The 14,801-nt window shown below is 37.5% G+C and carries 7 protein-coding genes; all 7 read right to left on the bottom strand.

What is annotated here, in order from left to right; translation table 11 throughout:
- Positions 1-1,974, bottom strand: a complete 1,974-nt coding sequence (locus tag ACQ334_RS11220) for an ATP-binding protein (protein ID WP_430988302.1) — start codon at positions 1,972-1,974, stop codon at positions 1-3.
- Between the two features lie 7 nt (positions 1,975-1,981).
- Positions 1,982-4,036 (bottom strand): ATP-binding protein, encoded by a 2,055-nt coding sequence (locus tag ACQ334_RS11215; RefSeq protein ID WP_430988301.1) that lies wholly within the window; start codon positions 4,034-4,036, stop codon positions 1,982-1,984.
- A complete protein-coding gene (locus ACQ334_RS11210; protein ID WP_430988300.1) occupies positions 4,036-6,333 on the bottom strand; it encodes an ATP-binding protein in 2,298 nt (765 codons plus the stop codon). The genes ACQ334_RS11215 and ACQ334_RS11210 overlap by 1 nt, the downstream gene beginning before the upstream one ends.
- Before the next feature lies 1 nt (position 6,334).
- Complete coding sequence (locus tag ACQ334_RS11205) at positions 6,335-8,200, bottom strand: sensor histidine kinase (RefSeq protein WP_430988299.1); 1,866 nt, start codon at positions 8,198-8,200, stop codon at positions 6,335-6,337.
- A gap of 115 nt (positions 8,201-8,315) precedes the next feature.
- Positions 8,316-10,391 carry a sensor histidine kinase gene (locus ACQ334_RS11200; protein WP_430988298.1) on the bottom strand — a complete coding sequence of 692 codons (2,076 nt, stop codon included), beginning with the start codon at positions 10,389-10,391 and terminating at the stop codon, positions 8,316-8,318.
- On the bottom strand, positions 10,388-12,424 hold the full coding sequence (locus tag ACQ334_RS11195) for an ATP-binding protein (RefSeq protein ID WP_430988297.1): 2,037 nt from the start codon (positions 12,422-12,424) through the stop codon (positions 10,388-10,390). The genes ACQ334_RS11200 and ACQ334_RS11195 overlap by 4 nt, the downstream gene beginning before the upstream one ends.
- A 2-nt stretch (positions 12,425-12,426) precedes the next feature.
- Complete coding sequence (locus ACQ334_RS11190) at positions 12,427-14,778, bottom strand: tetratricopeptide repeat protein (protein ID WP_430988296.1); 2,352 nt, start codon at positions 14,776-14,778, stop codon at positions 12,427-12,429.
- Positions 14,779-14,801: the final 23 nt, after the last annotated feature.

The following is a 14,801-nucleotide window of genomic DNA, read 5'->3' as shown; positions in this document are numbered from 1 at the left end:
TCAATTTTCTTTAACTGGTAATTGTATAATAAATGTTGAGCCTTCACCTGCTTTCGTTTCCACCTTCAGCTCTCCGCCATGCGCCTTTACAATATCATAACTTAATGATAAACCCAATCCGGTTCCCTGCCCTGTTGGTTTGGTAGTAAAGAAGGGTTGAAAAATTTTATCTAAAACTTTTGAGGGGATGCCATTGCCGTTATCACTTACACTGATCAAAACTTTGTTGCCTTCTTTTTTGGTATTTACAGAAACAGCAGGCTCGTATAGAGAAGTCAAGTCTTTAAGACTTGACTTCTCTTGCACCGCATAAAATGCATTGGTGATTAAATTTAAAATCACCCTTCCCATATCCTGCGGAATAATATTGATGTTGCCAATCGTTTCATCAAAATTTGTTTTTAATGTAGCATTAAAGGATTTGTCTTTAGCCCGCAGGCCATGATAAGCCAGGCGTAAATATTCATCTGCCAAAGCATTAATATCGGTAGGTTCTTTTACACCGCTGCTGCTACGGCTGTGTTGCAACATGCCTTTTACAATAGCATCAGCACGTTTGCCATGATGATTAATTTTTTCTTCGTTGCTAATCAAATCATCTGCTATAGCAGTTACTTCATCTAAGTTTCCTTTTTTAATTTCATCTTTTAACTCAACCAGTAATTCCTTATTTACTTCTGAAAAATTATTGACGAAGTTTAAAGGGTTTTGAATTTCATGCGCAATACCTGCAGTGAGTTCGCCAAGTGATGCCATTTTTTCTGACTGTATCAATTGTGTTTGTGTGGACTTTAGATCAGTTAATGTTTTTTCCAGCGTACGATTAGCTTTTTGCTTTTGCCGGTTGTTGCGGTACAGAATGATGGCTACTAATGAAAACACTGTAAGGCCACCTAACAGCAAGCCAGTGCGAATTTTATTTTGATAGGCAACCTCGGCTGCTTCGATATCTCTTTTGCGTTGATCTTCTTCAAAAGTCAGCATTTGAATTTGCTGGTTGGTGCGTAGGCTGTTAACACTGTCGTTGGCAGCAGAATATACTTTCCAGTATTTCACAGTGCTGTCGGCATTGACGTTTTGATAGTACTCCGTCAGTTTTTTTGCAGGCTTCAGCACTAAATTATTCATCTCTGTCCCTCCTACAATGTTCACTGCTTTTTTAAAATAGTATGCCGATGAATCGTATTGCTGTATGCGATTAAAATGTTCTGCAATAGCAACATAAGTGGCATTTAAATAGCGTGAGGATTGTGTGCTGTTTGCTAAATTCAATGCCATTGCAAAATATTTTTTTACACTATCAGGCCTGTTTTTTTGGTCGTACACCCCTGCAATGGTTGCATAAATAACACTCATGTTACCAACTCCCGGTGTATTCGCATTAGCAACTCTTTTCATTGCTTCTTTTGAATAATATAAAGATGAGTCGTAATTGCTCATGTTATAATATACCGTTGCCATATTCATACAGGCATACCAGATGTCATTCCGGCCGGTTGTTTCAAAATTCCGGAACGCTTCTCTGTAAAGGGTTAATGCTTTCTCGTTTTCCAGCCTGTCTTTGTAAATATGCGCCATTTGATTAAGTGCAAAACCTATCATTATCTTATTGCCTGATCGTTCTGCCAGTCCCACAGCTTTCCGGTGAAACTCGAGCGCCTTAACATAGCCGCCGGTAAGCCGGTACCCCTGGCCTGCGGCACTTAAGGCAGCCGATTCAATATAGATATCATTGTTTTGTTTTGCTATATCAAACAGTTTCTTACTAAGTGTTAACAGTTGCAAAGGAAACCCATCAATGGTAGTGCCATAGAAAGATAAAAGAAGGTCGGCCTTTTTGTTGGCATCCTTTTCTTTAACCAACAGGTTGATTATGGAGTCGCACCGCATACCAGCCTGTTCAGCCATTTTGCTTTGTGCAAACGCAGCGGATTGGAATACAATGAACAGCGGTATCAATAATAATTTTTTCATATCAAATTCAAACGTATAGGTTAATTATAAATGCTGACCCCACATCTTCTTTCGTTTCCACTTTCAACTCTCCGCCATGTGCTTTCACAATATCATAACTCAAACTCAATCCCAGGCCAGTGCCTTGCCCGGTGGGTTTGGTAGTAAAAAAGGGTTGAAATATTTTATCTAAAACTTTTGGTGGAATACCGTTGCCGTTGTCAGCAACACTTATCAATACTTTATCGCCAACTTTTTTTGTGCTCACTGAAACAGTTGGTTCATACAGAGAAGTCAGGTTTTCAGAACCTGGCTTCTCTACCGAAGCCTTCTTTTTTTCATCAACCACATAAAATGCATTGGTGATTAAATTCAATATCACTCTTCCGATATCCTGCGGAATGATATTGATGTTGCCAATGCTGGCATCAAAATCGGTTTTTAATGTGGCGTTAAAAGATTTGTCTTTGGCACGCAGGCCATGATAAGCCAGGCGTAAATATTCATCTGCCAAAGCATTAATATCAGTAGGTTCTTTTACACCACTGCTGCTACGGCTATGTTGCAACATGCCTTTTACTATAGCATCGGCCCGTTTGCCATGATGATTTATTTTTTCTTCATTGTCTGTAACATCTTTTGCGATCTCTTTCACTTCGTTATAATTTCCTTTCTCAATTTCTGCGTTCATTTCTGCCAGCAACTCTTTATTTATTTCTGAAAAATTATTCACAAAGTTCAACGGGTTTTGAATTTCATGGGCAATGCCAGCGGTAAGCTCTCCAAGAGAAGCCATTTTTTCGGACTGTATCAACTGCGACTGGGTGGATTTTAATTCTGATAGTGCAGCTTGCAACTCTTCTTTCTGATTTTGCAAAATAGTGTTTGATCTTTTCCTGCTCCTGTTGTTTCGGTAAAATAACAAAGCTATCAGCATAAATACACCAATACCGGCAAGCAATACATAGGTCCTGATCTTTGTTTGTGTTTCAATTTTCTCCTTTTCTAATTCTTCAAGCCGCAACTGTTCATCAAATCCCACGGTTTGATAGGCCTGGAGATTTTTTTTGTCTTCGTAATTCAGGCTGTCTTTTAATGTGCCTGCAAGGTTTAAATAATGTAAGGCGCTGTCTTTATTATCTTTTTCTTCAAATAAAGATGACAGCATACTATACACATCGGCCAATCCGGATAAATTATTCAGTCCTTTTAAAATATCCCGGGCTTTTTTAGCGTACAAAATTCCTGAGTCGAGCCTGTTGGATGTTTTGAATAAATTGCTTAAAAGTGAATAGGATATACCTAATGCAGCAAGATTATTCTGTTTGATATTTACAGCTATTGCTTTTTCGAATGTATTTCGTGATAATTCAAGGTTTCCTTTTTTTAATTGAATTACAGCAAGATTATTTAATGCCCAGCCTTCGTATCTCCTGGTATTGGATGGCAGCGTTGCATAAAGGGCAAGTGATTTTTGCTCAAATGCCAGTCCTGAATCTAATTTGTTATTTTTTAAATAAACACTCCCCAAATTCATATTTGCCAATGCCTGAAGAACAGTATCCTTAACTGCTGCGGCTATGCTGTCTGCCTTAAGGTAACTTATAATTTGCCGGTCAATATTTCCTGTTGCGCCATACAGATGACCAAGATCATGATAAATGTTGGCTAATATATCCAGGCGGGCAATTTGCGGCGTGTTACCAAACGTCTGATGCCATATATACTTTTCATTTTCCGGATCGCCTGCAATTTTTATGGCCTGCAAAGATGCCTGGAGTGATTTGGAATAATTGCCTAAATGCATTAGTTCATAAGCATTACCATCTAAGTAAATGGCTTCATTTAATTTCAGTTTCAATTTTTTGGCAATTGCCAAACTTTGATCCATATAAAAAATTGAACTGTCACGATTACTTTCACTATAGAAATCGGAAATATTTGCACAAACATCCATCCGGATAGTGTCGTTGGCTGCATGCAGCAATGCATGATGCAGGCTATCCAATTTGGTTTGATTTGATTGTGCTTTAGCAAACGCAGGTAACAATAAAAGCCAGGCTATTTTTATAAATGATTTCATTATTGCTGATTTAAAAATAACTGTATAGTAAATGTTGAGCCTTCGCCTTCTTTTGTCTCCACTTTCAATTCTCCGCCATGTGCTTTTACAATATCATAACTTAAACTTAAGCCCAATCCTGTTCCCTGGCCGGTGGGTTTGGTGGTAAAGAAAGGCTGAAATATTTTATCTAAAACTTTTGGTGGAATACCGTTGCCGTTATCAGCAACACTTATCAATACTTTATCGCCAACTTTTTTTGTGCTTACTGAAACAGTTGGTTCATACGGAGAAGTCAGGTTTTCAAAACCTGACTTCTCTGCCGAAGCCTTCTTTTTTTCATCCACCACATAAAATGCATTGGTGATTAAATTGAGAATAACTCTTCCCATATCCTGCGGAATGATATTGATGTTGCCAATGCTTGCATCAAAATCAGTTTTTAATGTGGCATTAAAAGAATTATCTTTTGCACGGATACCGTGGTAGGCTAAACGTAAATATTCGTCGGCCAAAGCATTAATGTTAACCGGTTCTTTTTGCCCGCTGCTGCTGCGGCTATGTTGCAGCATGCCTTTTACAATAGCATCGGCACGCTTGCCATGATGGTTTATTTTTTGTTCGTTATCCCTGATGTCTTTTGCAATTACTTTTACTTCATCTAAATTTCCTTTGTCAGCTTCTTCTGTCAATTCATCAATGAGCTCTGTATTTACTTCACTAAAATTATTTACAAAGTTTAATGGGTTTTGAATTTCATGTGCAATGCCGGCGGTCAATTCGCCCAGCGAAGCCATTTTTTCTGATTGAATCAATTGTGATTGGGTGGACTTTAAATCGTCCAGTGTTTTTTCTAATACTTTATTGGCTTTTTGTTTGGATTTAAAACGATAATAGATAACGCCAGCTAAAAGCAACACCAGCGCCACTATGCCAAAAGAAAAATTCCTGGTGAGGGAGGAGATTTTATTTTCGCTCTGCAGTTTTGTAATGGAAATTTCTTTCTCATTCATTTGCTGTTCGGTTTCAAAACTTAAGGAACGGTATTTACTTTGATCTGCCTGCAAACTATCCTGCAAGCCTACATAAGACTTATAGGTTTGCGAAGCTTTTTCATAATTGCCCGATTGTTCGTATAGTGTTGCCAGCAATTTATAATCTCTAAGTGCGTCTAACCGTAAGGTATGAACCCTTTCCATATCTTGCTGCAATAATTCAATGGCATCTGCGATCCTGTTTTGTTTAATTCTCAACAGCGCCATGTAGTAATTAGGCGCTACAGTACCGGCTCTTGCATTTACAGGCACTTTGTATTCGTTAATCATCCGCCAGGACTCATTGAGTAATGTTTCTGCTTCTTGCAAAGAATCGGTGTGCATTTTATAAAATGCCTTTATCTGGAGCCCATAAGCAATAAAGTCGTACTTATTTATTCCATAATTTAGCCCGAGGTTTATAAAATATTCAACACTGTCTGGTTGGCCCAATAATATTTTGGCATGTGCTATATAAAGAGGGGTATTTGCTAAAGTTGCCATCTGGCTTTTGTTTCTTATCAATTCAATTAAAGCAAGCCGTTGATATTTTAATGACTCTTCGTAATCACCTTTCTGAAAATAATATACGCCTATCACACCGATATTATTGAACATTAAATTTCTCCCAACCGGGTTTCCAAAAGGGTAAATAGAATTATCGTTTTCTCCTGTGCTGTCCATATAGCTTACTGCCTTCTTCATATTATAAATGGCAAGGTCCATCAGGCCCGTGGTTCTGTAAAATCCTCCCAATACATAGTAGCAACTGGCCAGGCCGGCAGAATCGCTGGTGAGTTTATATTCCTTTAATTTTTCGTTGAAATACGTAAAGCCTTCGCCAAGCAGGGTGGAATTACGATAGGGTAACCTTAATTGCTTTAAAAAAGTGTTGCTTATTGATGAAGCATGAGGTATGGTACTTTTCTTTAGCAGTTCATAATAATACTTGCCGTAAGCGATAGCCCTTGGTTTATCTGTTGCAGTTAAACTGTTCATAATGCTGAACTTTAGCCGGTACATCCAATAAGGATCATTTTTATAAATTAAATTATTGGCTGTTTTTTCTAACAAAGAAATATTGGCTTCATTTAAATTGGTTTTTTCAATCTGTGTCATTAAGTTTTCAAAGGAGGCTGTATCAATTCCCTTTGAAATGGTAATGGTTTGCAGTATCCTGTTTATAGAATCTACTGTGCTTTGCTGTGCAGTTGCAGCAGTTGTACACCAACAACAAATAGCAGGAAGTAGTAGTCGTAACAATATTTTTTTGTAGCTCATCATTTTAGATGGGTAATTTAATGGTGAATGTTGTGCCGTTACCTTCAGTGGTATCTGCTATTAATTCTCCGCCATGCGCTTTTACAATATCATATGCTAATGATAATCCCAATCCAGTGCCTTGCCCTGTTGGTTTTGTAGTAAAGAAGGGTTGAAAGATTTTATCGACAATGTTTTTTGCAATGCCATTGCCGTTGTCTGTTACACTGATCAAAACTTTATCGCCTGCTCTTTTTGTGTTTATGGAAACAGCAGGTTCGTAGAGAGAAGTCAAGTCTTTAAGACCTGACTTCTCTTGCACCGCATAAAATGCATTGGTAATTAAATTCAACAATACTCTTCCCATATCCTGCGGAATAATATTTACATTACCAATTGTTTCATCAAAATCAGTTTTTAAAGTGGCATTGAAAGAATTGTCTTTTGCCCGCAATCCATGATAAGCCAACCGTAAATATTCATCGGCCAGTTTGTTGATATCAGTAGGTTCTTTTTTGCCACTGCTGCTTTGGCTGTGTTGCAACATGCCTTTTACAATAGCATCGGCACGTTTGCCGTGATGATTTATTTTTTCAAGATTTTGTTTTACATCATCCGCAATATCTTTTGCATCATCATAATTACCTTTTGATAACTCTTCTTTCATTTCGTCGATGAGTTCATTACTTACTTCAGAAAAATTATTTACAAAGTTCAACGGGTTTTGAATCTCATGTGCAATGCCTGCGGTGAGTTCGCCAAGCGAAGCCATTTTTTCTGATTGGATGAGCTGGGATTGGGTAGATTTTAATTCATTTAAAGTATTTTCTACTTTTTGTTTTTGTTCCTGTAACAGCATATTTGCATTATGCTTTTGGCGATTGTTTCGATAAAGGAATATTCCAATTACAATGAAAAAAAACAAGCAAACTGCTAATATATATTCTTTCATTTGATTTTTATAAGCAGTCTGTTCTTCTATTGCTTCAATATTGCGCAACTTTTCGTGGAAAGACAATGCCTGTAACCTGTTTATATTACCCTCGCTGAAAATAGCGGCGTTTATTTTCGACTCCTGCCTGGAGTAATAATAGGCACTGTCTGTTTGGTGTAGTGCATCAAATAACTGTTGCATGTAAACAACCGCCATCAACCTTATGGCATTACTGTTAGAGGTATTGCCCAGGTTAATAAATTGTCGGCAAAATAATTCAGCTTGCTGAAGCCGGGAAACCTTTATTAAATACTTAATATAAGTGTCGTAAAAGAGCGATCTTAAAGAGCTTAATTTTACATTAGGTAGTATAGTCAGTGCTTTTGTAAAAGCACTATCGGCGTTAGCAGTATCATTGGCCAGGGCATAAGCAGCTCCTGTTAAACAAATAGAGGCCATATCATACATGCCAATTCCAATTTTACCAGAGGTTTCAGTACCTAGCCTGGCGTAATATAAAGCCGAGTCGGCTTTATTGATATCGAGATAGTAACCGCAGAGGTTATTCTGATATTGTATCAACATAAAATTATAAAGAAGCGACGATTGATCGGGCAGGTTTTCACCACCTTTGATCGTGTAATCATACTCCGCTTTATAATTTTTAAATCCGGAGTACACAAGGCTGATATCAAAGTATAAAGAACTGATGCGCCGCTTATCTTTTGCTTTTTCTGCCAGCGGAATACCTTTAAAAAAATATTCCAGGCCAGAAATATTATCCCCCTTGCTAAAAGCAAAATAAGCACCGATCCAGTTATAGCTAATGGCCAGCAACGAATCGTTTTTTAAATGCTGTGCAATGCTGAGCAATTGAATGCACAATGAAGAATCAATATTGTCGGAAGTATTGTTAGAATTTTCAAGTTGGTTCCTGATAAAATTGAATTGCTGCATAGGTTGTGAAATACCAGACAGTTTTAGGCGGAAGCTATCAGTACCCGTTTTTTGTGCGTGGCAATAAAAAACAGATGTGATCCAAAAAATTGTTACGGATACTATTTTTAACATTTTATGCATTAGCTGGTAATTGAATAGTAAATGTTGTTCCTTCTCCTTCTTTTGTTTGCACATTCAACTCACCTCCATGCGCTTTTACAATATCATAAGCCAATGATAAACCTAAGCCAGTTCCCTGGCCTGTTGGCTTGGTGGTAAAGAAGGGTTGAAAGATTTTATCTAATATTTTTTGTGGGATGCCGTTGCCGTTATCTGTTACGCTTATCAAAACTTTATTGCCTGCTCTTTTTGTACTTAGGGAAACAGCAGGTTCGTAGAGAGAAGTCAAGTTTTTAAAACTTGACTTCTCTTTGGAAACTTCTTGCACTGCATAAAACGCATTGTTGATTAAATTCAACAATACTCTTCCCATATCCTGGGGAATGATGTTGATATTGCCAATACTTTCATCAAAATCCGTTTTCAATGTTGCATTGAACGATTTGTCTTTAGCTCTTAATCCATGATAAGCCAATCGTAAATATTCATCGGCCAGTTTATTAATATCAGTTGGCTCTTTTTTGCCATTGCTGCTTTGTGAATGCTGCAGCATTCCTTTTACAATGGCATCGGCACGTTTGCCATGATGATTTATTTTTTCAAGATTTTGTTTAATGTCTGATGAAATGGCTTTTGCTTCTTCAATATCTCCTTTATTTAATTCTTCATTCATTTCATCAATCAGTTCATTACTTACTTCGCTAAAGTTGTTGACGAAGTTTAACGGATTCTGAATTTCATGTGCAATGCCTGCAGTAAGTTCACCCAATGAAGCCATTTTTTCGGATTGGATGAGCTGGCTTTGTGTAGCTTTTAATTCCTGCAAAGCAGCGTCGGCTTTTTCTTTTTGTAAATCTGTTTCGGATTTTTGTTTTTGCAACAAGCGGTAAGCTTTTTGTTTTTGCCGGTTGTTTCTATAAATGAGTAAAATAATAATAAAGGCCGTTACAATACCAGCGATCAATAAATATGTTTTTCTTTTGGTTTCAGTTTCTACACGTTTTTTTTCTTCATCCTGTAACCGGGCCTGTTCATCCAGTGTCAACCGTTGAAATGCTGCAAGTCTTTTTACTTTGATATCCGTTAAACTATCTTTTACTATAAGCGCCAGTTGCAAATAAGTATTTGCGCTGTCTCGGTTCTTTTCCAGGGAATAAGCCATCGCTAATATCTGGTAAGCTTTTCCCAAATTGATATCTCTTGTTACAAAAGACGTTACTGCACCAAGTGATTTTACAACAACAATATTTTTTTGGGCATAATACAGCATAGAATCTGCATTATTTTTTGCATAATAATAATTGGTAAGGCTTTCATAAACACCGGCAACAACACTAAAATTTGCTGCTGCTGTAGCATATTGAAGTGATCGATGATAATAAATAAGCGCTAATGAATCAATCCCTTTTTGCCTGTAAATATCTCCCATTACCGAATAGATATTGGAAAGGTATTTAGCAATACCACCGCGGATTCCATATACTTCACCCTCTTTTGCATACAGCAATGCCGAATCCGCCTGTTTCAGCATCAGGTAATTCATAGCCAACACCATATCTGCAACAGTAACACGGAAATTATTACCGATCTCCATACCAATGCGCCTGCCTTCTTTAAAATAATGTACGCTCTCCTGGCTTCCTGTTATTAATTTCAAATGACCATACATGTGATTGAGCATGGATAAAGTAATCTGGCGGCTTTTGCCCGGAGTATTAAAAGGGGTAAGTTCCCATGTATCGCCGTCTTTTGCATTACCGGCAATTTGAAAAGCGGCTGTCAGATTTGTCAATGCTTCACTAAAACGGCCAAGATAAATTTGCTGGTAAGCAATTTGCCCAAGCAGGTATGCTTCTTCAATACTGCGGTGATGTTGCTTTGCAATAGTATACCTGAATTGTGCATACATGAGTGCCGAGTCCCTGTTGGTTTCTTCGTAAAAAGTATAAATGGGCCTTGAAGTTTTGAATTTTGATGAATCGTCATTTGCCAGCTCGAAAGCTTTTTTTAAACTATCGGGAAGCAATTGCTGAGCTTTCACAAAAAAAGGAAGTGTAACAAACAGAACTATAATGATTAAATATTTCATTGCTCGACAGAATAAGGTATTTGAATTATAAATGATGAGCCTTCGGCTTCCTTCGTTTCTACTTTCAACTCTCCGCCATGTGCTTTTACAATATCATAAGCCAATGATAAACCCAATCCAGTTCCCTGGCCTGTTGGTTTTGTGGTGAAGAAGGGTTGAAATACTTTATCTAATATTTTTTGTGGGATGCCGTTGCCGTTATCTGTTACGCTTATCAAAACTTTATCGCCTGCTCTTTTTGTACTCAGGGAAACAGCAGGTTCGTAGAGAGAAGTCAAGTTTTTAAAACTTGACTTCTCTTTGGAAACTTCTTGCACTGCATAAAACGCATTGGTGATTAAATTCAACAATACTCTTCCCATATCTTGTGGAATGATGTTGATATTGCCAATACTTTCATCAAAATCCGTTTTCAATGTTGCATTGAAAGATTTGTCTTTTGCACGAAGGCCATGATAGGCTAATCGTAAATATTCATCTGCCAGTTTATTGATATCAGTAGGTTCTTTTTTGCCACTGCTGCTTTGGCTGTGTTGCAACATGCCTTTTACAATAGCATCGGCACGTTTGCCATGATGATTTATTTTTTCAAGATTTTGTTTAATGTCTGATGAAATGGCTTTTGCCTCTTCTATATCTCCTTTATTTAATTCTTCATTCATTTCATCAATCAGTTCATTACTTACTTCGCTAAAGTTGTTGACGAAGTTTAACGGGTTTTGAATTTCGTGGGCAATGCCAGCGGTGAGTTCACCAAGGCTTGCCATTTTTTCAGATTGTATTAATTGTGATTGGGTTGATTTCAGGTCAGACAATGTTTTTTCTAAAACTTTATTAGCTTTTTGTTTTTGCCGGTTATTGCGATAAAATATAAAAGCAAGCAACAGCAATATTGAAATGCCGGCCAGCAAAAAATAAGTCCGGATTGTATTCTGGTAAGTGATCTTATCTTTTTCTACATTCTGCAAACGAAGCTGTTCATTCAATGTAACTGACTGGAAAGCTGTAAGGTTTTTGATCCTGATCTTATACAAACTGTCTTTAACTAGTAAAGTAAGTTCCTGATATTTTAATATACTGTCGGTTTGACCTCTCATTTTATACGCCAGATATACACTTTCATACACTGTTCCCAGGTTAACCCTGAACCACCTTACGGCCCCAAGTTGCTTCATTGTTTCAAGGCCTTTCACGGCATAAAAAAGTGCGGAATCCTTTTGACCGGTGGCAATAAAACTTTTTGAAAGAAAATAATAGCTGTTACATATTCCATTCAGGTTATTGGCTTCTGTTGCCGCACTCAAACTTTTATTAAAATATAGCAGGGATTGCGGAAGGTCATTTTTTTCAAAATAAATATTTCCAAACGTGAGGTAAACCTGCCCCAGGTATTTTTTGAATGCAGATTGTAAGGTTAATTGCTCGGCTTCCTTTTCATAATAAAGAGCCGAATCCAGTTTGTTAACAGTCGTATAACTTCTCCCCAGGTTCATAGATGCAAGCATTTGCCTTACCGGGTGGCCGATCTCCGAAGCTATTTTTCTTGCTTCCTTATAGTGAGCAATCTCTTGTTCTATATTTTGCGTTTCCCTCATTAGTATCGCAAACATGTGATGCGTATACCCAAGTATTAAAAGCCTGTTACTGCCATTAAATGGAAGTGTAAACAATACCCATGTTGACGCTCTTTCATTTTCGGGATCTTCAGTAATTTCAAACGCTTTTAGTACAAGCTTAAGTGCTTCGGCATATTTACCCATGCCAATCAATTGATAGGCTGTATTATCGAGATAGTACGCTTCTGCCAATTGCTGCTTATGCCTGCGGGCAAGCATTAAAGCCTGTTCTGCATAAAAAAGTGCGGAGTCCTTGTTACCCTCCTCATAGTAATCATATAAATATTTGCTGGAGATATATCTGGTGGAATCCGATGTTGCATGCAGGTATCCATTTCGTAAACTATCAGGTAAATGCTGTGCATGCACAAATGCAGGTAAAAATAAAAACAACAGTATTTTTGTGAATGGCCGCATATTTATTCGTAATTAGTTGGTAGTTGTATGATGAATGTTGTGCCTTCATTTTCTTTTGTTTCCACTTTTAATTCTCCGCCATGCGCTTTTACAATATCATATGCCAATGATAAACCTAAACCAGTTCCCTGGCCGGTGGGTTTGGTGGTAAAGAAAGGTTGAAAAATTTTATCGAAGATATTTTGTGGAATGCCGTTGCCGTTGTCTGTTACACTGATCAAAACTTTATCGCCTGCTCTTTTTGTGTTTATGGAAACAGCAGGTTTGTATAGAGAAGTCAAGTCTTTAAGACTTGATTTCTCTTGCACTGCATAAAACGCATTGGTGATTAAATTCAACAATACTCTTCCCATATCCTGCGGAATGATGTTGATATTACCGATACTTTCATCAAAATCCGTTTTCAATGTTGCGTTGAACGATTTGTCTTTTGCTCTTAATCCATGATAGGCTAATCGTAAATATTCATCGGCCAGTTTATTAATATCGGTTGGCTCTTTTTTGCCACTGCTGCTTTGGGAATGCTGCAACATTCCTTTTACAATAGCATCGGCACGTTTGCCGTGATGATTTATTTTTTCCAGGTTTTGTTTGATATCCGCTGAAATGGCTTTTGCTTCTTCAATATCGCCTTTGTTTAATTCATCATTCATTTCATCAATCAACTCATTGCTTACCTCACTAAAATTATTGACGAAGTTTAACGGGTTCTGAATTTCGTGTGCAATGCCGGCAGTGAGTTCACCCAGACTTGCCATCTTTTCACTTTGTATCAATTGTGCCTGGGTTGATTTTAATTCCGCATAAGCTTTTTCTATCCTTCGTTTGTCTTTATTCTTACTTTGGTAACCGAAAAAGAGGAAGATCCCTAACAATAAAAATGCACCTATCGCTATATACTGCAGGTTTCTTGTTCGCATAGCAACAGCATCTTTCTTTTCCTGTTCCAGTTTTTGTTTGTCAATTTCAGTTTGAAATTTTTCCTTTTGTGCTTCTTTTTTTACCTCATTTCCTTTGAGGATATCATTTAGAGAAGTATATTCTTTATAATGACCAAAAGCACTATGCCAGTCACCTCTTGCCGAATCTATCTGTAATGCCAGCAGTTCCATTTTGCTGGTGATCTTTGTGTCGTACCAGAACTTTTTAAAAGTTACCAGTGCCACATCATTTATCTCTTTTGCTTTATCATAATTTTTTAATCCATAATGATCCAATGCAACCAGGTACAACCACTCGGGTTTAGCGGTATACCATTTTAATGAATCCGCAATTTTTACCGAACGTTCATGATAAGCTAAAGCCTTTTCAAAATCTTTTTGTTTATTATACATCGACCCAGTTTCATTCAGTACATTGGCCGTTTCATAGATATCGCCGGCTGCTTTAAACGCAAACCTGCTCTTCTCAAAATTTTGTAATGCATTAGCATAATCACCGGCATCATTATAGGTCATGCCCATCCACTTATAAACCGACCCGATATTATGTTCAGGATCTGTTTGCTGTTTATATATTTCAAAGAGGTGATTATAATATTCCAGCGCTTTAGCAGTGTTGTGTTGTTTATAATAAAATCCGCCCAACGCCGCCAGTACATTAAAGATCTCGCCGGTATCTTTTGATTGTTGTACAATATCCAGTGCGGCCTGGTAATTTTCCTTTGCCTGGCTGTATTCACCAAAGTCCCTGTACAGATCGGCTAGTTTGAGAAGACCGCTGGCAACACCTTTTGAATAGCTAAGCTGTTTTGAAAGTGTAATAATAGATTGAACAGCCTCAAAGGCCTTCGCATAATTTCCTGCCGATTTACTGAATGCAAAAACATAACCGTAGGAATATACAATAAAGCTGCTGTCTTTGATCTTTGTAAACAGGTCGGTACTCTTTTGTATGGTGGCAAAGAATAAGGTGGAATCTTTTTTAAGGTCCAGCGATACATAGGCCATTTGAAAAAGAAATTCAGCGGTTCTTTTTTGGTTGCCTGTTTTTTCGATAGCCTTTAACCGGTTGTCGATATAGGCAAATACTTTTTTCCAGTCTGTAGTGTCGTTGTAATTATAATACAGGGGTATTGAAGACAACAATTGTTGTTCTTTTAAAAGCAACGCTTGTCGTTCTTTTTCATTATTTGCTTTTACAAGAAGCTTGTTGGCAATATCAAGCCCGGGTTCTGCATACAAAAGATTATCCTTTGCTTCGCAGGCATCGATCAGTGCATTATAAATATTCAGCTTTACTGTATCCTCTTTTGCTTTATTCAATAAGGCATTAAGAGAATCCACTGCCCTGCTTTGCGAAAAGGAGGAATACTGCAACAGCAGAAAAAAAATCACTATAAAAATTCTTTGCATAAAAAATTTATCTAACCATAAAA

It is taken from the genome of Ferruginibacter sp. SUN106 (genome assembly GCF_050611765.1).
Lineage (GTDB): Bacteria > Bacteroidota > Bacteroidia > Chitinophagales > Chitinophagaceae > Ferruginibacter.
The sequence above is the reverse complement of the archived record's forward strand: the minus strand, read 5'-3'. Positions and strand labels throughout refer to the sequence as shown.